This window comes from Faecalicatena orotica (assembly GCF_003149245.1).
Taxonomy (GTDB): domain Bacteria; phylum Bacillota; class Clostridia; order Lachnospirales; family Lachnospiraceae; genus Faecalicatena_A; species Faecalicatena_A orotica.
In genome coordinates this window covers 154,526-179,502 of the sequence record NZ_QGDL01000003.1, presented here as the reverse complement: position 1 = coordinate 179,502, position 24,977 = coordinate 154,526, and the positions used below count along the sequence as shown (strand labels likewise).

Annotated in this window: 23 protein-coding genes; 22 read left to right on the top strand and 1 reads right to left on the bottom strand. The window is 47.8% G+C overall.

Annotation, left to right across the window (positions count from 1 at the left end):
- Positions 1 to 87 precede the first annotated feature (87 nt).
- From A8806_RS06595 to A8806_RS06505, 19 genes are all read left to right on the top strand, one after another.
- Positions 88 to 504: a putative ABC transporter permease gene (locus A8806_RS06595; protein WP_109730394.1), complete on the top strand. Its 417-nt coding sequence runs from the start codon at positions 88 to 90 to the stop codon at positions 502 to 504.
- 106 nt (positions 505 to 610) lie between these two features.
- Positions 611 to 3,262, top strand: a complete 2,652-nt coding sequence (gene mutS, locus A8806_RS06590) for a DNA mismatch repair protein MutS (RefSeq protein ID WP_330405278.1) — start codon at positions 611 to 613, stop codon at positions 3,260 to 3,262.
- 115 nt (positions 3,263 to 3,377) lie between these two features.
- Positions 3,378 to 5,465 carry a DNA mismatch repair endonuclease MutL gene (gene mutL / locus A8806_RS06585; RefSeq protein WP_109730393.1) on the top strand — a complete coding sequence of 696 codons (2,088 nt, stop codon included), beginning with the start codon at positions 3,378 to 3,380 and terminating at the stop codon, positions 5,463 to 5,465.
- Between the two features lie 18 nt (positions 5,466 to 5,483).
- Positions 5,484 to 6,428: a tRNA (adenosine(37)-N6)-dimethylallyltransferase MiaA gene (gene miaA / locus A8806_RS06580; protein WP_109730392.1), complete on the top strand. Its 945-nt coding sequence runs from the start codon at positions 5,484 to 5,486 to the stop codon at positions 6,426 to 6,428.
- A 60-nt stretch (positions 6,429 to 6,488) separates the two neighbouring features.
- A complete protein-coding gene (locus A8806_RS06575; RefSeq protein WP_109730391.1) occupies positions 6,489 to 7,790 on the top strand; it encodes a methionine gamma-lyase family protein in 1,302 nt (433 codons plus the stop codon).
- A 125-nt stretch (positions 7,791 to 7,915) separates the two neighbouring features.
- Positions 7,916 to 8,581, top strand: coding sequence for a hypothetical protein (locus tag A8806_RS06570; protein WP_109730390.1), 666 nt, complete (start codon positions 7,916 to 7,918; stop codon positions 8,579 to 8,581).
- Positions 8,582 to 8,614: 33 nt separating this feature from the next.
- On the top strand, positions 8,615 to 9,841 hold the full coding sequence (locus A8806_RS06565) for a BaiN/RdsA family NAD(P)/FAD-dependent oxidoreductase (protein ID WP_109730389.1): 1,227 nt from the start codon (positions 8,615 to 8,617) through the stop codon (positions 9,839 to 9,841).
- On the top strand, positions 9,828 to 11,432 hold the full coding sequence (locus tag A8806_RS06560) for an NAD(P)/FAD-dependent oxidoreductase (protein ID WP_109730388.1): 1,605 nt from the start codon (positions 9,828 to 9,830) through the stop codon (positions 11,430 to 11,432). Before A8806_RS06565 ends, A8806_RS06560 begins: the two co-directional genes overlap by 14 nt.
- Before the next feature lie 101 nt (positions 11,433 to 11,533).
- Positions 11,534 to 12,229, top strand: a complete 696-nt coding sequence (gene radC, locus A8806_RS06555) for a RadC family protein (protein ID WP_109730387.1) — start codon at positions 11,534 to 11,536, stop codon at positions 12,227 to 12,229.
- Between the two features lie 38 nt (positions 12,230 to 12,267).
- On the top strand, positions 12,268 to 13,290 hold the full coding sequence (locus tag A8806_RS06550; protein WP_109730386.1) for a rod shape-determining protein: 1,023 nt from the start codon (positions 12,268 to 12,270) through the stop codon (positions 13,288 to 13,290).
- A gap of 1 nt (position 13,291) precedes the next feature.
- Positions 13,292 to 14,164, top strand: coding sequence for a rod shape-determining protein MreC (gene mreC, locus A8806_RS06545; RefSeq protein WP_109730385.1), 873 nt, complete (start codon positions 13,292 to 13,294; stop codon positions 14,162 to 14,164).
- A gap of 38 nt (positions 14,165 to 14,202) precedes the next feature.
- On the top strand, positions 14,203 to 14,736 hold the full coding sequence (mreD, locus tag A8806_RS06540; RefSeq protein ID WP_109730384.1) for a rod shape-determining protein MreD: 534 nt from the start codon (positions 14,203 to 14,205) through the stop codon (positions 14,734 to 14,736).
- Positions 14,729 to 17,590, top strand: coding sequence for a penicillin-binding transpeptidase domain-containing protein (locus A8806_RS06535; RefSeq protein ID WP_109730383.1), 2,862 nt, complete (start codon positions 14,729 to 14,731; stop codon positions 17,588 to 17,590). Before mreD ends, A8806_RS06535 begins: the two co-directional genes overlap by 8 nt.
- 40 nt (positions 17,591 to 17,630) lie before the next feature.
- Positions 17,631 to 18,275, top strand: coding sequence for a septum site-determining protein MinC (locus A8806_RS06530; RefSeq protein ID WP_109730382.1), 645 nt, complete (start codon positions 17,631 to 17,633; stop codon positions 18,273 to 18,275).
- A gap of 35 nt (positions 18,276 to 18,310) precedes the next feature.
- A complete protein-coding gene (gene minD / locus A8806_RS06525) occupies positions 18,311 to 19,102 on the top strand; it encodes a septum site-determining protein MinD (RefSeq protein ID WP_109730381.1) in 792 nt (263 codons plus the stop codon).
- A 13-nt stretch (positions 19,103 to 19,115) separates the two neighbouring features.
- Positions 19,116 to 19,325 carry a cell division topological specificity factor MinE gene (locus A8806_RS06520; RefSeq protein ID WP_109730380.1) on the top strand — a complete coding sequence of 70 codons (210 nt, stop codon included), beginning with the start codon at positions 19,116 to 19,118 and terminating at the stop codon, positions 19,323 to 19,325.
- Positions 19,326 to 19,348: 23 nt separating this feature from the next.
- Complete coding sequence (locus A8806_RS06515) at positions 19,349 to 20,464, top strand: FtsW/RodA/SpoVE family cell cycle protein (RefSeq protein WP_109730571.1); 1,116 nt, start codon at positions 19,349 to 19,351, stop codon at positions 20,462 to 20,464.
- Positions 20,465 to 20,479: 15 nt separating this feature from the next.
- The gene (locus A8806_RS06510) at positions 20,480 to 20,884 is read left to right on the top strand and encodes a methylglyoxal synthase (protein WP_109730379.1); all 405 of its coding nucleotides are present in this window, start codon (positions 20,480 to 20,482) and stop codon (positions 20,882 to 20,884) included.
- The gene (locus A8806_RS06505; protein ID WP_330405273.1) at positions 20,859 to 21,857 is read left to right on the top strand and encodes a D-alanyl-D-alanine carboxypeptidase family protein; all 999 of its coding nucleotides are present in this window, start codon (positions 20,859 to 20,861) and stop codon (positions 21,855 to 21,857) included. Before A8806_RS06510 ends, A8806_RS06505 begins: the two co-directional genes overlap by 26 nt.
- Positions 21,858 to 21,923: 66 nt before the next feature.
- On the opposite strand, the gene A8806_RS06500 is transcribed toward A8806_RS06505, so the two are convergent.
- Positions 21,924 to 22,127 carry a DUF378 domain-containing protein gene (locus A8806_RS06500; RefSeq protein WP_109730377.1) on the bottom strand — a complete coding sequence of 68 codons (204 nt, stop codon included), beginning with the start codon at positions 22,125 to 22,127 and terminating at the stop codon, positions 21,924 to 21,926.
- A gap of 119 nt (positions 22,128 to 22,246) precedes the next feature.
- Here A8806_RS06500 and A8806_RS06495 point away from each other — a divergent pair, with 119 nt between their 5' ends.
- The 3 genes from A8806_RS06495 (at position 22,247) to A8806_RS06485 (ending at position 24,977) form a co-directional block, all read left to right on the top strand.
- Complete coding sequence (locus A8806_RS06495; RefSeq protein ID WP_181368608.1) at positions 22,247 to 23,629, top strand: biotin/lipoyl attachment domain-containing protein; 1,383 nt, start codon at positions 22,247 to 22,249, stop codon at positions 23,627 to 23,629.
- A 49-nt stretch (positions 23,630 to 23,678) separates the two neighbouring features.
- Positions 23,679 to 24,371, top strand: a complete 693-nt coding sequence (locus A8806_RS06490) for a YggS family pyridoxal phosphate-dependent enzyme (protein WP_109730376.1) — start codon at positions 23,679 to 23,681, stop codon at positions 24,369 to 24,371.
- A gap of 75 nt (positions 24,372 to 24,446) precedes the next feature.
- Positions 24,447 to 24,977, top strand: coding sequence for a cell division protein SepF (locus A8806_RS06485; RefSeq protein ID WP_109730375.1), 531 nt, complete (start codon positions 24,447 to 24,449; stop codon positions 24,975 to 24,977).

Genomic DNA, 24,977 nt, shown 5'->3' with positions numbered 1-24,977 from the left:
TTCCAACTATATTTCAGGCAAAAACGTCCAAACTATATATCAATGACAGCAACAGACCGGAATGATATATAGGAGGACGTTTTTTCTGTGAAGAAAGTGAGCGAATATCTGGTGTTATTTGCACTGGGCGGGACAATTTATTATTCATTCGAGATGATTTTCAGAGGATTTTCACACTGGTCCATGTTTGTACTCGGGGGACTCTGCCTTGTCTTTTTTGGGCAGCAGGGACTCTGGATCAAATGGGAGGACCCACTGTGGCTCCAGCTGCTGCGCTGCACATTATTTGTAACGGCAGGAGAATTCATCACGGGAATCATAGTCAACAAATGGCTGAAATGGAATGTATGGGATTACTCGGACCAGCCGTTCCAGCTGTTCGGGCAGATATGCGCCCCCTTCACCATTCTTTTTTCGGGCTTATGCCTGCTTGGCATCCTGCTGACCGGGTACCTTTTATACTGGCTGTATGGCGAAACAAAGCCCCATTTTCATGTGCTATAGAGTTTTTTACTGAGAAAAATTATCTTTCACAACTTTTTAAAAAATGATATACTTTGGATAGCGTCTTTAGCCGCTATCCATTACAAAAGCGAAAGGAAGTAATAACGTGGCAGAATTAACCCCTATGATGCAGAAATACTTAGAGACAAAAGAAACTTATCCTGACTGCATCTTATTTTATAGATTAGGCGACTTTTATGAGATGTTCTTTGAAGATGCGGTTACCGCGTCCCGGGAACTGGAGATCACACTGACTGGCAAAAGCTGCGGCTTGGAGGAGAGGGCGCCAATGTGCGGCATTCCCTACCATGCAGTGGACGGCTATCTGAATAAGCTGGTTGCCAAAGGATATAAGGTAGCCATCTGTGAACAGGTGGAGGACCCGAAGCAGGCCAAGGGACTCGTAAAAAGGGAGGTTACACGAATCGTGACGCCCGGGACGAACCTGGCCCCACAGGCCCTCGATGAGACAAAGAACAATTACCTGATGTGTATCGTTTACATAGCCGACAGATATGGCATCTCTATTGCTGATATCACGACCGGTGATTATTTTGTAACAGAACTGGAAGACAGTGCAAAACTGATGGATGAAATCTATAAATTCATGCCCTCCGAGATCATTTGCAATGAATCCTTTTACATGAGCGGCATGGATCTGGAAGACTTGAGAAACAGGCTGGGGATTACGATCTATTCTCTGGATTCGTGGTACTTCGACGATGCAATCTGCAGGAAGAAGCTGCTGGAGCATTTCCACGTTTCTTCGTTTGCAGGCCTCGGCCTGGAGGATTATGACTGCGGAATCATCAGTGCCGGTGCTCTTTTGCAGTACCTGATTGAGACACAGAAGAATTCGCTGGCCCAGCTGACGCATATTACACCTTATACAACGGCAAAGTACATGATGCTGGACAGTTCCACAAGAAGGAATCTGGAGCTGACAGAAACACTCAGGGAAAAGCAAAAGAGAGGCTCCCTCCTCTGGGTGCTGGACAAGACCAAAACAGCGATGGGGGCGCGCCTCCTCCGCAAGTATCTGGAACAGCCGCTGATTGAAAAACAAGAGATCCTCAAACGTCTGGATGCGGTAGAGGAGCTGAAAAGCATGGCGATCTCCCGGGAGGAAATCCGGGAATACCTGACTCCTGTCTATGATCTGGAACGCCTGATCACGAGGATTACATACGGTTCCGCCAACCCGAGGGACCTGACCGCTTTTAAGACCTCTCTGGAGATGCTGCCTTCCCTGCATTATATTCTGGAGGAAATGCAGTCCCCCCTGCTTACCGGGATCCGAGGAGATCTGGATACGCTGGAAGACCTCTGTATGCTGATTCGGGATGCGATCATTGACGATCCCCCGCTGGCCATGAAGGAAGGCGGGATCATCCGCGACGGTTACCATGAGGAGGTTGACACACTCCGGCGCGCGAAGTCAGAAGGGAAAGACTGGCTCGCAAAGCTGGAGGAAGAAGAACGCGAAAAGACAGGGATCAAGACCATGAAGATCAAGTACAACAAGGTCTTCGGCTATTATCTGGAAGTGACGAATTCCTACAAGGATATGGTTCCTGATTACTACACAAGAAAACAGACACTCGCAAACGCGGAGCGGTATATTACCCCCGAACTCAAGGAACTGGAGGATACGATTCTGGGAGCGGAGGACAAACTGTTCGCACTGGAATATGACCTCTACAGCACTGTCAGGGATACCATCGCAGGAGAGGTCGAGCGAATCCAGAAGACGGCAAAGGCTGTCGCAGCCCTGGACGTGTTTGCATCCCTTGCGCTGGTGGCTGAACGGAACAATTATGTGCGCCCGAAGATTAACGAGAAGGGGACAATTGATATCAAGGATGGCAGGCACCCTGTCGTGGAGAAGATGATTCCGAATGATATGTTTATCTCCAACGATACCTATCTGGACGATAAGAAACAGCGGATTTCCATCATTACCGGCCCGAACATGGCCGGAAAATCTACCTATATGAGGCAGGCCGCCCTGATCGTCCTGATGGCCCAGCTCGGCTCCTTTGTGCCGGCGGCCAGTGCCAATATCGGGCTGGTGGACAGGATCTTCACGAGGGTTGGCGCGTCTGACGATCTGGCTTCAGGACAGAGTACTTTCATGGTGGAGATGACGGAAGTTGCCAATATCCTTCGCAATGCAACGAGCAGAAGCCTTTTGATTCTGGACGAGATTGGACGCGGGACCAGTACATTTGACGGCCTTTCCATTGCATGGGCCGTTGTCGAATATATTTCAGATACAAAGCTTTTGGGCGCAAAGACACTCTTTGCCACACATTACCACGAATTGACCGAGCTGGAAGGGAAGATCGAAAACGTCAACAACTACTGTATCGCCGTGAAGGAAAAAGGCGACGACATCGTATTCCTCCGCAAGATCGTGAAGGGCGGGGCAGACAAGAGTTACGGAATTCAGGTGGCGAAGCTTGCCGGAGTCCCGGATATCGTCATTGACAGGGCCAAAGAAATCGTGGAAGAATTAAGTGAGGAAGATATTACAACACGTGTAAGCGAGATTGCCGTGAAAGACCACGATTCCAGAAAAAAACCGAAAACAAAGAAATATGACGAAGTTGATATTGCACAAATGTCCCTCTTTGATACGGTAAAAGACGATGATGTTCTGGAAGAATTGAAGAACATGGATGTAGGCAATCTGACACCGATTGATGCATTAAACGCGATTTACAGATTACAGAATAAATTAAAAAACCGCTGGTAGGCAAAGGGGTCTGACCCTTCCTTAGAAAATGGCTTCTGCCTTTTTACGGGAGGGCCGGGCCCTTGGGCGTGTCTGATCATCCGCCGGCCGGCACCTAAGATAAAGGAGGGAATGTATGCCGCATATTCAGGTATTAGATCAAATTACAATCGATAAGATCGCCGCCGGAGAAGTCATTGAGCGTCCGGCCTCTATTGTGAAGGAATTAGTGGAAAATGCCATAGATGCGAAGGCTGCCGCAGTTGTTGTAGAGATACAGGAGGGAGGGATATCTTTCATCCGTATCACAGATAATGGCAGCGGAATCCCGAGGGAAGATGTACCGAACGCATTTTTGAGACATTCCACAAGTAAAATCCGCAGCGTGGACGACCTGACCCATGTCGCCTCCCTCGGATTCAGGGGTGAGGCGCTTTCCAGCATCGCCGCTGTCACAAAGACGGAGCTGATCACCAAAACAAGGGAAGAAACCTTCGGGACCCGCTATATCATTGAGGGAGGGCAGGAGCTGTCTCTGGAGGATACCGGTGCACCGGACGGAACCACTTTTTTGATCCGCCAGCTTTTCTACAATGTCCCTGCCAGAAGGAAATTTCTGAAGACAGCGATGACAGAAGCCGGGCACATTCAGGACCTGCTGATGCGTCTGGCCCTTTCCCATCCGGAAGTCTCCTTTCAGTTCATCAATAACGGACAGGAAAAGCTCCGCACTGCGGGGAACGGCAGACTCAAAGATGTCATCTACAGCATTTACGGGCGTGAAGTGGCCGCCAGCCTCATTGAGATGGACTATGAGAAGGGCGGGCTCCACATGAAAGGGTTCCTTGGAAAACCACTTATCAGTCGTGGAAACCGGAACTTCGAGAACTTTTTCATCAACGGCCGCTATATCAAGAGCGCTATGATTTCCAAGGCTGTCGAGGACGCCTACCGGGATTTTGTCATGCAGCATAAGTTCCCGTTTGTTGTCCTGCACTTTGAAATTGACGGGGAAGACATTGATGTCAACGTCCATCCGACAAAGATGGAACTGCGGTTCCAAAAGCAGCAGGAGGTTTACAATACAGTCTACGAGGGTGTGCACAGGACACTTCTCGAGCCGGAACTGATTCCTGTCGTCGATGTGCCAGAACCGAAGAAGGCCGTACAGCCTCCCGAGCAGGACAGCCCTTTCCTGCTGAAACCTAAAGCAAGGCCCAGTGCCGAAGCAGGGGCGGCAGGACTTTCCTCCCCCGTACAAAAAGCGGCGCCCCTTCCGGAAACGAAAGACGAAGATTATTTTCTCAGGAAAATGAAGGAGCGAGTCTTGTCCTACCATAACAGAACTTCCTCTGCCGAAATCAAGGCTCCCGGCCAGATACACCGGGCGGAAGAACAGGAAGACCGCATCCGAGTGGCTGCTGAGAGCAGGAGGGAAAAGGAAAATAACCCTGAGACGAAAAGCATTCCGGAAACGAATAGGATATGTGAAACCGGCAATTATCATATAGAAGAGCAGAAGAGTACCGGGGAACAGAAGGCTCCTGAACCAGAAACGGCCGCACCGCCGGCTGGGGAAAGCCTGCCCGGAAGCGGGAAACAGATGAACCTCTTCGAGGAAAAGCTGCTCCGGCGCGATATCAGGGCAGAATATAAGCTGATTGGGCAGGTATTTGACACGTACTGGCTCGTTGAGTTTCACGACAGCCTCTACATCATTGACCAGCATGCCGCCCATGAGAGGGTTCTATATGAAAGGACACTGCGTGAGATGAAGAACAGGGAGTTTACGTCCCAGTACTTAAGTCCCCCTATCATCTTAAGCCTTTCTATGCAGGAGACGGAGCTGTTAAAGGAACACATGGACCGGTTCCGGAGGATTGGCTTTGAAATCGAGCCATTCGGCGGCGAGGAATATGCGGTGCGTGCCGTACCGGATAATCTCTTTAGTATTGCCAAGAAGGAGCTTCTCATGGAGATGCTGGACTCCCTTGCAGACGGGGTAACCACGACCATGACGCCGGAGCTGATCGATGAGAAAGTGGCTTCTATGTCCTGTAAAGCGGCAGTCAAGGGGAATAACCGCCTTTCCACAATGGAGGTGGATTCCCTGATCGGTGAACTGCTGGGGCTTGAGAATCCGTACCACTGCCCCCACGGCAGGCCGACGATCATCTCCATGACCAAACGGGAACTGGAAAAGAAGTTTAAGAGAATTGTATAGAAATTAAGGGTGGAAAACATGAAGAAACCATTGATTATTCTGACAGGCCCGACCGCTGTCGGGAAGACAAAGGCATCCATCGGGCTTGCAAAGGCAGTCGGCGGCGAGATTATATCCGCCGACTCCATGCAGGTGTATAAACATATGGATATCGGTTCGGCGAAAATCCGGGCAGAAGAAATGGAAGGCGTCCCCCATCACCTTGTCGATGTGCTTGAGCCAGACGAGGAGTTCCATGTCGTGCGTTTCCAGCAGATGGCAAAAGAGGCGATGGAAGGCATTTACAAAAGGGGCCGGATCCCCATTGTCGTAGGAGGAACAGGTTTTTATATCCAGGCCCTGCTCTATGACATTGATTTTACGGAAAGTGACAGCGATACCGGTTACCGGGAAGAACTGGAGCGTCTTGCAAAAGAGAAGGGGGCAGCATTTCTGCATGGGATGCTGAAGGAAATCGACGAAAAAGCCGCCGGAAGCATTCATGAAAACAATGTGAAACGGGTCATCCGGGCACTGGAGTTCCACCATCAGACAGGGAAAAAGATCTCGGAGCATAATGAAGAAGAACGGCAGAAGTCTTCCCCGTACCGGTCCGCTTACTTCGTCCTTAGTGACGAGAGGGCACGCCTGTACGAACGGATTGACATGCGCGTTGACCAGATGATCGAAGAGGGACTGGTGGAAGAAGTAAAAGGCTTAAAAGAACGCGGCTATACCCGAGGTATGGTATCCATGCAGGGGCTCGGGTATAAAGAAATCCTTGCTTACCTGGACGGTGAAATGAGTCTTGATGAAGCTGTCTATGTCATTAAACGGGATACGAGACACTTTGCCAAACGCCAGATCACATGGTTCAAACGGGAAAGAGACGTGATCTGGCTAAACAAGCAGGATTATGCATATGAGGAAACAAAACTTCTGGATCAGATGCTTTCAGAATTGAAGATACGCGGGATCATCTGAAGCATGATGATTCCGCCCCATGTATGGGGTGCAAAAGGAAAAAGAATAGAGGTTAGATAAATGAATTCAGAAATCAGTCAGATATACAAAAAATTAGGAATCAAACAGGAAACTCTGGAATTTGGATTAAGAATCGAGGATGAACTCTCCGAACGTTTCAAAATTTTCGATGAAACCGCTGAATATAATCAGCTGAAGGTCCTCCATGCGATGCAGGAAAACCGTGTCAGTGAAGGGTGTTTCCAGTACGCAAGTGGATACGGATATAACGATATGGGAAGAGATACACTGGAAGCCGTCTATGCCAGCGCCTTCCACACCGAGTCCGCCCTTGTACGCCCGCAGATTACATGTGGCACCCATGCACTGGCACTCGCCCTCGCTGCAAACCTGCGTCCGGGCGATGAGCTGCTCTCCCCGGTCGGAAAGCCTTACGACACACTGGAAGAAGTGATAGGAATCCGTCCGTCCAAAGGCTCACTGGCAGAGTATGGCATTACATACCGCCAGGTGGAACTTCTGGAGGATGGGTACTTCGATTATCCCGCAATCCGGGAAGCAATCAACGAAAAAACGAAGCTGGTCACGATCCAGCGTTCCAAAGGGTATCAGACCCGCCCCAGCTATTCCGTGGAGAAAATCGGTGAGCTGATTGCATTTGTAAAGAGCATCAAACCGGATGTGATCTGTATGGTTGACAACTGCTACGGTGAATTTGTCGAGACAAGAGAGCCGAGTGATGTAGGTGCGGACATGATCGTTGGTTCCCTGATCAAAAATCCGGGCGGCGGACTGGCCCCGATCGGCGGATATATTGCAGGAAGAGAAGACCTGATTGAAAACTGCGCTTACCGCCTGACTTCCCCGGGACTCGGGAAAGAAGTAGGAGCCTCTCTGGGCGTTATGCAGTCCTTTTACCAGGGCTTCTTCCTCGCCCCGACTGTCGTGTGCAGTGCGGTAAAAGGCGCTGTGTTTGCGGCAAATATTTATGAGAAGCTGGGCTTTGGAGTCATACCGGACGGAAATGAAAGCCGCCATGACATCATACAGGCGGTTGAACTCGGGACCCCTGAGGGTGTGATTGCATTTTGCAAGGGGATTCAGGCCGCGGCGCCGGTAGACAGCTACGTGACTCCCGAGCCCTGGGCAATGCCGGGGTATGACAGTGACGTCATCATGGCAGCCGGTGCATTCGTGCAGGGATCATCCATCGAACTGAGCGCCGACGGACCAATCAAGCCGCCTTACGCTGTATATTTTCAGGGCGGGCTGACATGGCCTCATGCGAAGCTCGGCATCCTGAAATCCCTCCAGAACCTTGTGGATGCAGGCATTGTTTCCGCAAAGTCTCTGGAAAACTGACATTCATCCCACGTATTTTAGCATATTATGTAGAACGATTTATGAGGAAAGACCTGCCGTGTTGGGCTATAATAGGCTCATATAGAAAACTAGGTTGACATCATTTGAAACACAGGAGGTCTTTTATGTTGTACAATGTAATTGCTGACACAAATATCATTTTTTATCTCATGGCTGCCGTGGGCGTCATCGGGATTCTCTCAAAGATCATAAACCAGCTTACCCTTCACCGTCTGGTAAAAGCGGCGGGAAATCTGTCTAAAAGCAGGCACCGGCTGATGGAATGTATTCTCTCTGAATATGGACATGCATACAGGACGTACGGTCCCGTCAGTAATGTCCTTGCATTTATCCGGAAATACCTGTACGAATACCGGGGATTTTTGTTCAGGATACATACATGGCGGCAGCTGGAGATACAGACGGTCTGGTTTTCCGGAATTCTGGCAGTGCTGGGGGCTGCCACCCACTATATGGCACATGGCTTCTGTGAGGGCATGTTCCAGTATTTAGCTGTCGGGGCGGCAGAAATGATTACAATTTCCGTCATCTCACAGCTCTCGGATGAGGCTTATAAAATAAAAGGCGTGGAAACCTATCTGGCTGATTATCTGGATAATGTATACGCACACCGTTTCCTAAAGGAGAAGCAGACGGAGGAACCACCTCGCCAGAAAAGGTGGGAATCCGCGGGACAGCCTGTTCCTTATGCGGCGGTTCAGGATGAGGAGACTTTATCTGAGCAGAAAAAAGAAGCGATACGGCTGATATTAACAGAATATCTGGCCTGACAAACAAAGCAGCAAAAACGTAAGGAGACACATATGAGAAAAATCGCAGTAATCGGCGGCGGTGCATCCGGCTTGATGGCAGCCGTCACTGCCGCTTCTGAAGGGGCGGAGGTCTTTATTCTGGAACATAAAGACAAAGTCGGCAGGAAAATCTTATCAACCGGAAACGGACGGTGCAATTTCACAAATCTGGCACAGGAACCCATCTATTATCATTCCGAAAATATGATGTTTCCCTGGCATATTGTGGAGAAGTTCAACGCCCAGCAGACCATCGCTTTTTTCCTGAAGCTGGGAATCTATTCGAAAAACAGGAACGGGTACCTTTACCCACATTCGGACCAGGCATCTGCTGTACTGGATGTACTCAGGATGGAGGCCGCGCGGTTAGGCGTGCACGTTATCACCGGGGCCGAATGTCAGGAGATCATCCCCGGGAAAAAGAAATTCCGGATCCATACAGATCAGGGAGAGTTTACAGCAGATAAAGTGATCCTTGCTGCCGGGTCCAAGGCGGCACCCGCGTCCGGTTCCGACGGTTCTGGTTATACGCTGGCTAAAAAACTTGGACACCACCTGATCCCGGTGCTCCCGTCCCTCGTGCAGCTAAAATGCAGGGAGAAATACTATAAAAGTATCGCAGGGGTCAGGGTGAACGGACAGGTCAGCATCTATACAGATGGAGAATGTCAGGCGAGGGACACCGGGGAAATCCAGCTTGCCAATTACGGAATCTCTGGAATCCCGGTCTTTCAGGTGAGCCGTTATGCGGCTATCGGCCTGTATGAAAAGAAAAAAGTAGAGGCAGTTTTGAATTTTATGCCAGACTTTACACAAAAGCAGTTCCTAGCTTTCCTGAAAACAAGAATTTCCACACGGCCGCAAAAGACAATGGAAGAATTTTTCACCGGCCTGTTCCATAAGAAACTCTCGGACCTCTGGCTGAAACTTGCGCGTATCGATCGTGGCAGAAAGGCAGGGGACTTAAATGACAGGGAGATTTCGGAACTGGCAGAACTGATCCAGAACTTCCGTACAGAAGTCACAGAAACCAATTCGTTTGAACATGCCCAGGTATGCAGAGGCGGCGTGGATACGAAAGAGGTAAACCCGGATACTCTGGAATCACTGTATGTGAAAGGTCTGTATTTTGCAGGGGAGATACTGGATGTGGATGCGGTCTGCGGCGGTTATAACCTGCAGTGGGCATGGTCCAGCGGATATCTCACGGGAAAGGAGGCAGCTCATGCTCAGGATTAACCAGATCAAACTGCGTCCCGGGCATTCCCGGGAGGAACTGGAGGATAAGATTTTAAAATACCTCCATATAAAAAAGGATGCATTATTAGATTACCAGATACAAAAACAGTCCATTGATGCCCGGAAAAAGCCGGACATCTTTTTCTCGTATACGATTGATGTGAAAGTAAAGCAGGAGAGCAGTATTCTCCGGAAAATGAAGAATCAGGTGCTTAAGGTCGTAAGACAGGACTACGAGATACCTGCCTGTGGGGAATTATCACTGCATTCGCGCCCGGTCATTGCAGGGAGCGGGCCTGCGGGCCTGTTCTGCGGATACCTGCTCGCCAAAGCGGGGTACAGGCCCCTGATTCTGGAGCGGGGCGGCAGTGTGGATGAGCGCATGCAGGATGTGGAGGAATTCTGGAAAAGCGGACGGCTGAACCTTTCTTCCAATGTACAGTTCGGGGAAGGCGGCGCGGGGACGTTTTCGGATGGAAAGCTCAACACCCTTGTAAAAGATGCAAAGGGAAGGGGCCGTTTCGTACTCGAGACATTCGTGGCACACGGCGCACCTGAAAGTATCCTGTATGAACAAAAACCACATATCGGGACGGACATCTTAATCCACGTTGTAAAGAGTATGAGGCAGAGCATCGAAGCGATGGGTGGAGAAATCCGTTTCCACACGCAGCTCACGGATCTGGACCTGAAACCAGATACACAGAACGGCCACCCGGTGCTCAAAGGAATCATCGTAAATCAAGAAGAATATCTCGAAACGGAGCTTCTCATACTGGCTGTCGGACACAGTGCGAGAGATACCTTCCACATGCTGTATGAAAAGCAGTTGGACATGCAGGCGAAATCTTTTGCCGTCGGGGTGCGTATCGAGCATCCGCAGGCCATGATGAATGTGTGCCAGTATGGAAAAGAGGCAGCCGGGGAACTCCCTGCCGCTTCCTACAAACTGACGGCCCAGCTGGAAAACGGCCGCGGGGCCTATACCTTCTGCATGTGCCCGGGCGGTTATGTGGTCAATGCCTCCTCGGAGGAAGGCCGTCTGGCGGTAAATGGAATGAGTTACCATGACCGCGGCGGGGTCAATGCAAACAGTGCCGTCATTGTTACGGTTACACCTGAGGATTACGGCAGTGCACATCCACTGGCCGGTATCCGGTTCCAGCGCATGCTGGAGGAGCGTGCATGGGAACAGGGACAAGGCAGGGTGCCTGTACAGTGTTTTAAGGATTTCTGTGCGAATCAGGTGTCTGACCAGTTCGGGGATGTAAAACCCCAGATCAAGGGGGCCTTTGTACCCGCCAATGTGCGTGCCATTTTCCCTGAAGGCCTCGGGGACTCCCTGGAGGAAGGAATCCGGCTCATGGACCACAAGATTCACGGGTTTGCCAGAGAGGATGCTGTACTTTCCGGTGTGGAAAGCCGTACATCTTCACCGGTAAAAATATTCAGAAACGAAGAGTTTGAGAGTAATATCCCCGGGGTTTATCCCTGCGGGGAAGGCGCCGGATACGCCGGGGGCATCACTTCCGCGGCTATGGACGGCATGAAAACAGCGGAGGCTGTCATCCTGAAATACAGGCCTAAATAGACTGTCTTCACAAAATTTTAAGAATGCAGACCTATACATGAATTTTAATTTATGCTAAAATAAGTCATTGTATTGTAATCATCGCAGTCGGGAATGATGTAATGAAAGAGAACAGTACAATGAAAGAGATGATGGAAGAAGAGAGGCCTTACGAGAAGTGCGCGAGGTTTGGGGCGAGTAATTTAACGGATATTGAATTACTGGCTGTTTTGCTGCGTACCGGCACAAGGGGAGAGACTTCCTTAAGTCTTGCAGAGAAGCTCCTCCACCCGGTTTTCTCTCAGGAAGGAATCTTAAATATCCATCAGTGGACACTGGAACAGCTTTTGCGGGTCAAGGGGATTGGCAAAGTAAAGGCCGTCCAGATCTTATGTCTGTCCGAGCTGGCAAAGAGACTCTCCAAGGCCACGGCACAGACAGGGCTTAATTTTTCCACTCCGTCTTCCATCGCACAATATTATATGGAAGATATGAGGCACGGCAGGCAGGAAAGCATGAAACTTCTGCTGCTCAATACGAAAACAAGGCTCATTGGGGAGACCAATATTTCCAAAGGTACCGTCAATTCGGCTGTGATTTCGCCACGCGAACTGTTTGTGGAGGCGCTTCAGAAGAATGCCGTTTCTATCATTCTGCTCCATAACCATCCAAGCGGCGACCCGGCTCCAAGCAGAGACGATATTCTGATTACGAAGAGGATACAGGAGGCAGGCATGCTGATCGGGATCGAACTTTTGGACCATATTATAATCGGAAATAACTGTTATGTCAGCATGAGGGAAAAAAAGCTGATATAGGACAGATCTAAGTGACATAAAAGGGGATAAAATACAGCATGGCTAGGAATGTGTATGGCCTCGATCTCGGCACTTATGAGATTAAGGTGTTTGATAAAAAGAAAGATAAATTATGGAAAGCAAAGAATGTCATTGCGATGCAGGATAAGAAATATATCTTTTCTGTCGGGGATGAGGCTTTCGCGATGTATGAAAAGGCGCCGGCCAATATACAGGTTGTTTTTCCGATGAAGAACGGTGTGATAGCCCATTTTGACGATATGCAGTACCTGCTTCAGAATCTGCTGGGCATGGACCGCCAGTTCTCAAGAGGGGCGGAATATGTCATCGCCGTTCCAACGGATGTGACAGAAGTAGAGAAGAAAGCCTTCTATGACCTCGTCTTCCATTCTACGGCAAAGGCCAAATCGGTCCGCATTGTGGAACGCGGGATAGCGGATGCCGTGGGCATGGGGATTGATATCTGGAATGAAAAGGGGATCTTTATCGCTAATTTCGGCGGGGAGACAACAGAGTTATCCGTTCTGGCATCGGGCGGCATGGTGCTGAACCGGCTTATAAAGATAGGCGGGGTCCATATGGATGCGGCGATCGCCAATCTTGTCAGGCACAATCTGGACTTTCTGATCGGACGCCTGACGGCCGAGGCACTGCGAAAGGAATTCGGTGTGTTTGATCAGGAAGGCGATGCAACCCTCAAGGTGGCGGGAAGGAACCTGCTCACCGGGGTCCCCCAGCAGGAGGATATCCCGATCGGCATCATTAGGGCTGCCATGAAGGAACCGCTTGCAGAATGTGTGCGTTCCATCAAAGCACTGCTCGACCGTACGCCGCCTGATGTACGCAGGGGGATTGACGAGAAAGGAATTTACCTGACCGGCGGGCTTGCAGGCCTGAAAGGTCTTTCTACATATCTGGAGGAAAGCACCGGCCTTAAGGTGACGACTCTGCCTGATCCTGAACTTTGTGCGGTGAGAGGGCTCAAACAGATTATATTGAACAAAGATTATAAAAAGTTAACATATTCTATGTTAGATGAAGATTATAGGTGGCTGAGATAATATGAAAAAGAAAAATCAAACCTCTTCGAAAAGTAAATACTACCTTGTGGGACTTAGTCTTTTCTGCATCCTTTTGATGGTGCTGTCCTTATTCTATGACAAAGCAGCGGCCCCTTTCAATGGAATCGCCAGTGTAACAATCATCCCGATGCAGAAGGGAATCAACCAGGTCGGCACGTGGCTCGGCGATATCAGTGATAATTTTGATACGCTGCAGGAAGTCCGGAAGGAGAACAAGGCACTCCAGACCAAGGTGGATGAACTGATCACGGAGAATAATAACCTGCAGGAAGAAAAGTATGAGCTGGAAAGGCTCCAGGCCTTATATAAGCTGGACCAGAACTATGCGGATTATGAAAAGACAGGTGCACATGTTATCAGTAAGGATTCCGGGAACTGGTTCAGTACATTTACGATTGATAAAGGAAGCCGCGACGGCATCAAGGTTGATATGAATGTCATGGCCGGGAGCGGCCTTGTCGGTATTGTCACGAAAGTCGCGCCAACATGGTCAACCGTCCGCTCTATTATTGATGATTCGAGCAATGTCAGTGGAATGACGCTTACTTCCTCTGACAGGTGTATGGTCCGGGGGGACCTGTCCCTGATCAATGAAGGCAAGATCCGTTTCGAAGAGATGGAGAATAATGAGAATAAGGTGCAGGTCGGGGACCAGATCGTCACCTCCCACATCAGTGACAAATATCTGCAGGGCATCCTGATTGGTTATATCAGCGAGATTTCCGTAGATTCCAACAACCTGACACGTTCTGGTTACATCACCCCGGTTGTGGATTTTAAGAATCTGCAGGAAGTACTGGTCATCACAACAACCAAAGCCGACCTGACCGGCAAAGACGAGAAAGGGAAGTAAATGTACGGAAATCCAAAAAGAAAGGAGAATACGAACCTGTGAAAAAAATGAAGGCGAAAAGAATCGGTGTGACTGCGGCGATCGTAATTATATGCTACCTGCTTCAGTGCACCCTGTTTCCTCATCTGGCACTTGCATCCATAAAGCCCAACCTCATGATTATCGTTACCGCGGCATTCGGCTTTATGAGAGGTCCAAAAGAAGGAATGCTGGCAGGTTTTTTCTCCGGCCTGATGATTGATATACAGTTTGGATCTATCCTTGGCTTTTATGCCCTGATCTATCTGCTGATCGGATTTGGCAACAGCCTGTTCCAGCAGGTGTACTACGACGAAGACATCAAACTGCCGCTGGTCCTGATTGCAGCAAGTGAGTTCCTTTACGGGCTGGTCATCTATCTTTTGATGTTCATGCTGCGCAGTGAGTTTAATTTTATCTATTACCTGAGTCATAATATCATCCCTGAACTGATCTACACAATTGTGATCGCCCTCGGATTGTATCCACTGATTCTATTTTTGAACCATAAACTGGAAGCAGAAGAAAAAAGGAGTGCAAGTAAATTTGTTTGAGCGAATGAAAGATGCAGTATATCGAATCGTAAAATCACGGCTTTTTGTTTTAATCCTTGTGTTCTGCGTTATGTTTGCAGTACTGATCAACCGGGTATTTTACCTGCAGATCGTAAAGGGGCAGGATTATCTGGACAACTATAAGCTGCAGATTCGAAAAACAAGAGAAACCGCCGGAACACGCGGGAAAATTTATGACCGTAACGGGAACCTGCTGGCTTATAATGAGCTGGCTTATACCGTGACTATAGAAGATAACATAACGGCCGATACAAGAAAAGAAAAGAACGAGATCATTAACGGCATTCTGGATGAGATTATAACCATCGTGGAATCAAACGGAGATTCTGTAATCAGTGATTTCGGTGTAGTTCTGGATTCTGCGGGAAATTATGAATTCTCACAGACGAACGAAACGCTCAAACTGCGTTTTATCGCCGACGTATATGGCCTGAAGACCATTGATGAGCTGACGGAAAAACAGCGCGCATCCAGTGCGGAAGACATCATCAATTATCTGTGTACAGACAAGACTTACGGTTACGGGCTGGACGTGAAAAAACTGGAGAAGCCATATATCCTGAAGATGGTAAATCTCAGATATGCCATAGGCCTTAACAGTTTCCAGAAATTCATCCCGACTACACTTGCGACCGATGTCAGTGATGAAACGGTTGCTGCGATTATGGAGAATATGGACAGGCTCGAGGGAGTCGATGTCGTGGCCGATTCCATGCGCCGTTACACGGACAGCAAGTATTTTGCCTCCATCATCGGTTATACGGGCAAGATCTCACAGGAAGAATACAACAAACTGGACAAAGACCAGAAAGAAAAGTACTCCCAGACGGATATTGTCGGAAAAGCCGGACTGGAACAGACGATGGATGAGGTCCTTCAGGGGACAAAAGGTGAGACACAGTATTATGTGGACAGTGTCGGAAAGGTAACGGATACTGTCAGCAATAAAGAGCCTGAGGCGGGCAATGATGTCTACCTGACTATTGATAAAGACCTGCAGGAGCAGACCTACCAGCTTCTGGAAGAGAAACTGGCTGGAATCGTCCTCGCAAAGCTTCGCAATGTCATGAATTATGACCCGAGTAAGACGTCCGATGCAAGTGAGATCATCATCCCGGTCGACGACGCCTATAATTCTTTTATTGCCAACGAGATCATTGATGAGAGCCATTTCGGCGCGGACGATGCGAAACCGGTGGAGAAACAGGTATACAGCACTTTCACGGAGAGGAAGAAGTCCGCAATCACGGAGATCATCAATGAAATGAACAACAGCAAGGCCGGCTCTTATGAGTCGCTGTCAGATGAGATGAAGGCATTCATGGACTACATTTCCATCAATGTGCTCCAGACCGATACCGGAATCCTGATGCCGGATGCCATTGACACGAATGACGAAGTCTACAAACAGTGGACTAAGGATGAAACAATCAGTATCAATAAGTACCTGAATTACGCGATTTCCAAGAACTGGATCGATACTTCCAAACTCTCTGATTACATTTCAGAAGAGAAATACTCTGATTCCGCCGAAATTTACCAGGGAATTTTAACATTTTTACAAAATTATTTAGATTCGGATGTTAATTTCGACAAACTTCTCTACAAATATCTTATAAAATCAGGGGGTATCAGTGGCGGACAGATTTGCGCCATGGTATATGAGCAGGGAGTCCTGCCTATGGATGAGGGGGCTTACAAGGGTCTGACTGATGGCAGTGTAGATTCCTACACATGGCTGTACCAGAAAATACAGAGTCTTGAGATTACACCGGGACAGCTGGCGCTGGAACCTTGTACAGGCTCTGCCGTGGTCAGTGACCCGGATACCGGGGAAGTACTGGCCTGCGTATCCTATCCCGGATATGACAATAACAGGCTTGCAAACACAATGGATTCCAGTTACTATAATCAGCTGGTAACCGGGCTGTCCCGTCCGTTTTACAATAATGCCACACAGGAGACAACGGCGCCCGGTTCTACCTACAAGATGGTTTCTGCGGTGGCAGGCCTGACAGAAGGGGTCATAAACAGAGAGTCTTTCATTAACTGTACAGGTGAATTCGACAAGGTTACTCCAAGCCCGAAATGCTGGAACCAATATGGGCACGGGGGGCTGGATGTGGTCGGTGCGCTGAATGAATCCTGCAATGTCTTCTTCTATGAAGTCGGCTATGACCTTGGCCTTGACGCAGAGGGGAACTATGACAGCGACGCCGGAATCGAGAAGCTTGCCAAATATGCGAAGGAATTCGGCCTTGGTGAAAAGTCCGGGATCGAGATTCCGGAGTCAGAACCGCAGATTTCGGATGAATATGCCGTACAGAGTGCGATCGGACAGGGTACGAATAACTTTACAGTCAGCCAGCTCAACCGTTATGTTTCGACAGTGGCAAACAAAGGCACGGTATACAACCTGACGCTTCTGAACAAGACTACGGATGTAAACGGCAAGATTATCAAGCAGTACGAACCTGTTGCCGCCAATAAGATAGAGAATGTAAGCGCAGAGACATGGGATCTGGTGCACCAGGGTATGATCGCCATGGTAGCAAATAATCCAAGCTTTACAAATTTGGGGATCCAGATGGCCGGCAAGACCGGTACGGCACAGCAGAGTGCAGTACATCCGGACCACGGCCTGTTTGTTGGATTTGCACCGGCAGAGGATCCCGAGATTGCAGTGGCAGTGCGTATTGCAAACGGTTACAGCTCATCCTATGCCGCAGAAATAGGCAGAGATATCGTAAGGGCAAACTTCAAGCTTGCCGACAAAGACGAATTAATCACAGGTTCTGCTGCACAGCTTGGCACAGCGATTGCAGGTGACTAATACCTGCTGGCTGAACTATTTATAAAGGATGTGAATATACATGGACAGGCTGGTAACAATTAAAAGCAACCGGTATGGTATCGAAGTTCACCTGAATCCGGAGGTATCCTTTGAGGTACTTCTGGAAAGTGTCGCCGCCAAATTCAAAGATTCTGCAAAATTCTTTGAGGGGGCGAAGATGGCAGTTACGTTTTTAGACCGTAAGCTGTCTGACCAGGAAGAACAGACAATTCTGGGCCTGATTGCTGAAATCACGGGAATTGATATCGTATGTATCATAGACCGCGATGAAACCAATGAGATGACATACAAAAGCATTGTGGAAAATACGCTCACCAATATCCAGAAACGGGAAGGGCAGTTCTACAGAGGTACATTAAGCAAAAGACAAGTGCTGGAATCCGATTCAAGTATCATCATACTGGGTGATGTGGAGCTCGGCGCCAGGGTGATTGCCAAAGGAAATGTTGTCATTGTTGGTTCTCTGTCAGGTTCCGTCCATGCGGGTGCGTCAGGGAACAGGGACGCGTTTATCGTAGCCCTTTCCATGCAGCCCAAACAACTTCGAATTGGCGACATCGAAGCAAAACGTCAGGTGATCTATCAGGAAAGCCTCAATATCAGGGGGCCTAAGATAGCCGTTGTAGACGGACGCCGGATCTATCTGGATCCGCTTGTAGACTAATCTTTAGAATAAGAAGTTGTAGGAGGAAGAAAAACATGGGAGAAGTTATTGTCATTACATCGGGAAAAGGCGGAGTCGGGAAGACGACTACGACAGCAAATATAGGAATCGGTTTATCGCAGATGGACAAGAAGGTAATCGTCATTGACACAGACTTAGGGCTTCGTAACCTGGATGTTGTCATGGGACTGGAAAACCGGATCGTCTATAATCTGGTTGATGTGATAGAAGGCAGCTGCCGCTTGAAACAGGCGCTGATCAAAGATAAAAGGTTTCCTGAATTATACCTGCTCCCGTCTGCACAGACGAAGGACAAGACAGCCGTTTCTCCGGAACAGATGCGCAAGCTCATCGCGGATCTGAAAGATGAATTTGATTACATACTTCTGGACTGTCCGGCCGGTATCGAACAGGGATTCGAGAATGCGGTCGCCGGGGCAGACAGGGCCATCATCGTTACGACACCGGAAGTATCAGCCATCCGTGATGCAGACCGCATCATCGGACTTTTAGAGACACACGGCATCAAGAATAACGACCTGATTATTAACCGCCTCAGGGTGGACATGGTAAAGCGGGGGGACATGATGTCTGTGGAGGATGTCACGGAAATTCTCGCGATTAACCTGCTTGGCGTCATTCCGGATGATGAGCAGGTAGTCATCGCAACGAATCAGGGTGAACCAATCGTCGGCACAGACTGTATGTCCGGACAGGCATATTTAAATGTATGCAGAAGAATCTTAGGTGATGACATCCCGATCACAGATTTTAGCAAGCCGGAAGGATTCTTTGCAAAGTTCTCCAGCCTATTTAAAAAGAATTAGGAGGGAAACTTATATGAGTGTACCTTCTGTTCACGTTGCAAAAGAAAGATTGAAAACTCTGCTTATGGCAGACAGAATGCAGTGTACACCCGAGACGGCTGAAAAGTTCTCTTCAGATATATACCACACGGTATCAAAATACCTGGAGGTTAAGCCCGAAGATTTCCACATAAAGATAACACATTCAGATATACATATAAAGATAACAGGAGAAAACTATTGAAACTTCAATTGAAACTTCATTTTCTGAATATCAAACAAAGGTATCACTTAAGAGATTATAAATTCAGCCTCGTTGCACTTGTAACTGCGATCTCCATCATTGGAATTTTTGTAGTGGGAAGTGCACAGGCGTCTGTACAGGGGAAGCAGGCACTCGGAGTCATACTCGGCACGATTGCTATGGTTGTCATCTCACTTATTGATTACAAATGGGTAATGAACTGGTACTGGCCCTTGTACGGATTAAATATCGTCCTGCTTCTGGCCGTGCATTTTTTCGGTGAAGAAGTAAATGGAGCAACGAGATGGCTGAATCTGGGATTTGTGCAATTTCAGCCATCCGACCTGACTAAGATCATTATGATCCTGTTCTACGCAAAGTTCTATATGGACCGGGAACAGGCGATTAACAATAAAAAGACCATTATACAGGCGGTCGCCCTGCTGCTGCCGTCGCTGATACTAATCTACAAGCAGCCTAACCTGTCCAATACGATCTGCCTTGCCATACTGTTCTGCATCATTTTGTTTCTGGCAGGGTTAAGCTATAAGTTCATTGGGACTGTACTGGCTATTGTAATTCCGACTGCCGCCTTGTTTTTAAGTATTGTCGTGCAGCCCAACCAGCCGTTTTTGAAGGATTACCAGCAGAAGCGTATCCTTGCATGGCTGGAACCGGAGAAGTATGCCACGGATGAAGCCTACCAGCAGATTAATTCGGTTATGGCCATTGGATCCGGGCAGCTGACAGGAAAAGGGTACAACAGTAATACGACTACCTCCGTTAAAAACGGAAATTTCATCTCCGAACCCCAGACAGACTTTATTTTTGCGATTATCGGAGAAGAATTAGGATTTGTGGGTTGTTGTGTCGTCATAATTTTGTTATTATTAATTGTGATAGAATGTATTCTAATAGGAGTAAAGGCCAAAGACACCGGAGGGCGCCTGATATGCGGCGGGGTTGCCACACTGATAGGGGTACAGACTTTTATCAATATCAGTGTGGCTACACAGATTTTTCCGAATACAGGTATTTCCCTGCCTTTTGTCAGTTACGGGATGACGTCTGTTGTCTGTTTCTATATGGGAATTGGTTTTGTACTCAATGTAGGTTTACAGCCTAATAAATATCAGTAGAGGAGAGTAGCAGCTATGAACATAGGATTAGTGGCACATGATGCCAAAAAGAAATTAATGCAGAACTTCTGTATCGCCTACAGGGGGATATTGAGCAAGCACCATCTGTTTGCTACAGAGACCACAGGTATGCTGGTTGAAAGCGTGACAAATCTGAATATCCACAAATATCTTGCCGGGCATCTGGGCGGAAACCAGCAGATCGGGGCACAGATCGAACATAATGAGATGGACCTTCTGATTTTTTTCCGTGATCCTCTGACCCCGCGCTCACATGAACCGAATGTCAACGACATTGTACGCCTGTGTGATATGTACAATATTCCGATCGCGACAAATATTGCCACAGCAGAAGCATTGATATTAGCATTAGACAGGGGAGATCTTGACTGGCGTGAGATATATAAAAACAAAAACTAAAAGAAAATTGGGGGCTGCAGTCTGTCTGATTCTGGCTTTCACTACAACCGGCTGTGGTTTCAGACCGTCATATGACCAGGCAGCCGCCTATGAACATTCGAATTACGATAAGAACCTGTATCAGGGAAGCCTGTTCGCAGAGGATTTATGCGTGACTGACAAGGATGTCCCTCTGGCTGGGTTCACTGAGGATACCAGTCTCCATGCTGCGGGATTGTTCGATCTGAAAGATGAGGAAGTACTGTATGCATACCAGCTCCACGAGAAGCTTTTTCCTGCAAGTACGACAAAGGTTATGACAGCCTATCTGACACTGAAATACGGCAATCTCGACGACATTGTGACAGTCAGCAGCAATGCGACTGATTTTGCGGCAGATGAGCAGACCTGTAACCTCCGTACCGGTGACCAGATCAGTCTTTATGATTTACTGTGCGGCCTTGTCCTGCACTCCGGCAACGACTGTGCCGTGGCGATAGCCGAGCATCTCGCCGGAAGCGTGGAAGAATTTGCCGCCATGATGAACCGGGAAGCAAAAGCACTCGGGGCCACGAATACACATTTTGTGAACCCACATGGACTTCAGGACGAAGATCACTACACAACTGCATATGACCTGTACCTGATGTTCAATGCATGTGTGAAGGACCAGCGGTTTCTGGATATTATCTCGCTGCCCTCCTATACAGGGGAACTGACCGGGGCGGACGGTGTTTACCGTACAGAACAGTGGCTGCCGACGAATTATTATTCCCTGGGGGAAGCGTATGCGCCTTACGGGGTCAATATTTTCGGAGGCAAGACAGGGACGACTGATGAGGCCGGGTCCTGTGTCATCCTGTATTCCCAGGATCTGGAAGATAATCCTTACATATCGATCGTTATGGGTGCAGATGACAAAACGATCCTCTATGATGATATGACGAATCTGCTTGCAGCAGGAGCAGCAGGCGGCAGTTATGATACCGAGTAAAACAAAAAGCAGAACCTTATGATACCAGATGTGATATCATAAGATCCTGCTTTTTTTCTCTTTCATTTATTCTGACATGTTATTGATTCTGCCAAAAAGACTGATCAGATAGAGGCCGCAAAGGCCAACGATCGTATAAATTATTCTGGAAAGCCAGCTTAAATTTCCAAAGAGAAAGGCTACTAAATCAAATCGAAAAATGCCAACCAGAAGCCAGTTGACCGCTCCAATAATCACAATGGTAAGAGCAGTGTTATCGAACCACTTCATATTATTTCCTCCTTTTCAATATCAATGCTCTTATTATTGCCACAAAAACTGGAAATATACATTTAAAAATGTTATACTGTTAAAGTTATAAAATTAAAGATTTTACGGAGGAGTTAGATTTGGCATCACAGAAAGACAATTCCATAAGCCTCAAAAAATATAAAAGAAAGCGGGAGATGAATATCGGTATTTTTTTATTTGCCATTGTGTTCATCTATCTCGTAGTTACGATTATCATGTATGCATCTTCCAAGAAAATCTCTATATATGAGGTACGCGAAGGCAGTATTTTAAAAGACAATTCATACACAGGGCTTGTCATACGTAGCGAGACCGTAGTGGATGCGGAAAAGACGGGTTATATTAATTATTTTCAAAACGAGAACAGCAAGGTGAAGGCCGGTACAAACATTTATGCCGTCACCACGGGTAAGTTAAACTACAGTGCGGATACGGATTCAGAGGGTGCTGCTTTAAGTTCGGACGAGATGACCTCGCTGGTTGTCAAGACACAAAGTTTTAATGAGAATTTCAACCCGCAGAAGTTTTCCTCTGTTTATTCTCTGAAAAATGAGGTCGACAATGCCCTGCTGGACGCGTCCAACCAGACAAAGACCGCGCAGATGGACGCTGTGATTGCCCAGAACGGCGGCAGTGCGGATATTTTCACAACACCAGCAGATGGTATTATTGTGTTGAGCTATGACGGGTACGAATCCGTGACTGCGGATTCTTTTGAAAAGGCAGACTTTGACAGAAGTAACTATAAGCATACCGTCCGCGGGGACAACGTACAGGTAAAGAAGGGCGATCCTGCCTATAAACTTGTCACGAGCGAGAACTGGTCCATCATCGTTCCGCTTGAAAAGGATACCGCATCGGAGCTTTCCGACGTTACCTACATTAAGACACGGATTGACAAGGACAGTGAAGCACTCTGGGCGGATTTTTCCATTTTGAAAAAAGGCGGGGACTTTTATGGGAAACTGGATTACGACAATTCCATGATCCGCTACGCCGGTGAAAGATTCCTGAACGTTGAATTGATCCGCGAGGATGAAAGTGGGCTGAAAATTCCGAAAAGTGCTGTCGTGGATAAAGATTTTTATGCTGTTCCCGACAGTTATATCACGACAGGGGGGAACAGCTCTTCGTCGGGGGTTATGATACAGAAAAGAGGTGGGTCCACAGTTTTCCAGACTGTGAATATCTATAAAACAACGGATGACGGCACGGTATACCTGAATCCCGCGGAATTTGACAAAGGAACCGTCCTCGTACGCCCTGATTCCTCCGAGACACTCCAGCTTTCAAAGACGGAGCCGTTAAAAGGGGTCTATAACATCAACAAGGGCTACGCTGTATTCAGACAGGTAACGATACTGTGTGAGAGTGATGAATATTATATTGTACAGGAGGGTGATTCCTACGGACTGTACAATTATGACCATATCGTGCAGGACGGTGAGACAGTCGATGACGAGGAAGTCGTTTTTCAATAGAATTAGAAATTGTGTTACAACTATATCATCAAATAAGGAGTGAAAGAACATGTTAAAAGAACAGCTTATGGAAGTAGAGGCAAAGATTCAGGCCGCCTGTGACAGGTCCGGCCGTGACCGCAGTGAGGTGACACTGATTGCAGTCAGTAAGACGAAGCCGCTGCCGGTCTTAAAAGAAGCCTATGAGCTGGGAGTGAGGGTCTTTGGTGAAAATAAAGTGCAGGAACTGGATGAGAAACACGGCCTCCTCCCTGACGATATTCACTGGCATATGATCGGACACCTTCAGACGAACAAAGTAAAATACATCATAGATAAAGTGGACCTGATCCATTCTGTTGATACCCTGAAGCTCGCAGAGACGATTGAAAAGGAGGCTGCCAAGCGTAATATCACGGCCAGAGTCCTCATCGAAGTAAACGTGGCAGAGGAGGAAAGTAAGTTCGGACTGAAAGTTGAGGAAGTAATTCCATTTGTAGAAAAAATAGCCACATTTCCACATCTGCGCGTATGCGGGCTTATGACTATCGCGCCTTTTGTTGAAAATCCCGAGGAAAACCGCCCAATTTTCGCAAATTTACATAAATTATCTGTTGACATTGGGATGAAAAACATTGATAATGTTAATGTGAGCATACTTTCAATGGGGATGACCAATGATTATGAAGTCGCAATCGAAGAAGGAGCGACAATGGTCCGCGTTGGGACCGGAATCTTTGGTGCCAGGAACTATGCCGTTTAGGCATCAGTATACCGGAACAGAAAGTGCTTTAAAAATAAATTATGCACGAAAAAGGCATAAGATAGGAGTGTAAACATGGGTGTGTTTGATAAATTTTTAGACATCATGAAATTGAATGACGATGAGTATGATGATGACGATATCTATGATGATGAATTTGATGATGACGATTTTGATGAAAAACCACGCCGTTCTCTGTTTAATAAAAAAGGAAAAGATGAGTACGACGATTTTGATATCCAGGAAGATAAGAAATATGCACAGGCAGGCAATAAAGTAACGCCGATGCGCCAGCCTGCATCCAGAAGGAACGCCAACATGGAGGTCTGCGTTGTCAAACCGGCATCTGTGGATGACTCCAGAGAGATCACGGAAACTCTGCTGGCAGGACGTACCGTAATCCTGAACTTAGAAGGTATGGATCTGGAGATCGCACAGCGTATCATAGATTTTATTTCCGGTGCGACATTTGCCATCAGCGGCAACCTTCAGAAGATTTCTAATTACATTTTCCTTGTGACACCTACGAACGTAGATATTTCCGGTGATCTTCAGGATCTGCTGGGCGGTTCTATGGAGTCGGCAAATGTAAGAGGCAGATACTAA

Excerpts from the sequence above, each read along its gene's own strand:
- A8806_RS06500 (WP_109730377.1), bottom strand. The coding sequence starts at position 22,127 with ATGAAGTGGTTCGATAACACTGCTCTTACCATTGTGATTATTGGAGCG.
- A8806_RS06575 (WP_109730391.1), top strand. The coding sequence starts at position 6,489 with ATGAATTCAGAAATCAGTCAGATATACAAAAAATTAGGAATCAAACAG.
- mutL (WP_109730393.1), top strand. The coding sequence starts at position 3,378 with ATGCCGCATATTCAGGTATTAGATCAAATTACAATCGATAAGATCGCC.
- miaA (WP_109730392.1), top strand. The coding sequence starts at position 5,484 with ATGAAGAAACCATTGATTATTCTGACAGGCCCGACCGCTGTCGGGAAG.
- A8806_RS06520 (WP_109730380.1), top strand. The coding sequence starts at position 19,116 with ATGAGTGTACCTTCTGTTCACGTTGCAAAAGAAAGATTGAAAACTCTG.
- mreC (WP_109730385.1), top strand. The coding sequence starts at position 13,292 with ATGAAAAAGAAAAATCAAACCTCTTCGAAAAGTAAATACTACCTTGTG.
- A8806_RS06530 (WP_109730382.1), top strand. The coding sequence starts at position 17,631 with ATGGACAGGCTGGTAACAATTAAAAGCAACCGGTATGGTATCGAAGTT.
- A8806_RS06510 (WP_109730379.1), top strand. The coding sequence starts at position 20,480 with ATGAACATAGGATTAGTGGCACATGATGCCAAAAAGAAATTAATGCAG.
- A8806_RS06560 (WP_109730388.1), top strand. The coding sequence starts at position 9,828 with ATGCTCAGGATTAACCAGATCAAACTGCGTCCCGGGCATTCCCGGGAG.
- minD (WP_109730381.1), top strand. The coding sequence starts at position 18,311 with ATGGGAGAAGTTATTGTCATTACATCGGGAAAAGGCGGAGTCGGGAAG.
- A8806_RS06570 (WP_109730390.1), top strand. The coding sequence starts at position 7,916 with ATGTTGTACAATGTAATTGCTGACACAAATATCATTTTTTATCTCATG.
- A8806_RS06565 (WP_109730389.1), top strand. The coding sequence starts at position 8,615 with ATGAGAAAAATCGCAGTAATCGGCGGCGGTGCATCCGGCTTGATGGCA.
- radC (WP_109730387.1), top strand. The coding sequence starts at position 11,534 with ATGAAAGAGAACAGTACAATGAAAGAGATGATGGAAGAAGAGAGGCCT.
- A8806_RS06550 (WP_109730386.1), top strand. The coding sequence starts at position 12,268 with ATGGCTAGGAATGTGTATGGCCTCGATCTCGGCACTTATGAGATTAAG.
- A8806_RS06490 (WP_109730376.1), top strand. The coding sequence starts at position 23,679 with ATGTTAAAAGAACAGCTTATGGAAGTAGAGGCAAAGATTCAGGCCGCC.
- A8806_RS06485 (WP_109730375.1), top strand. The coding sequence starts at position 24,447 with ATGGGTGTGTTTGATAAATTTTTAGACATCATGAAATTGAATGACGAT.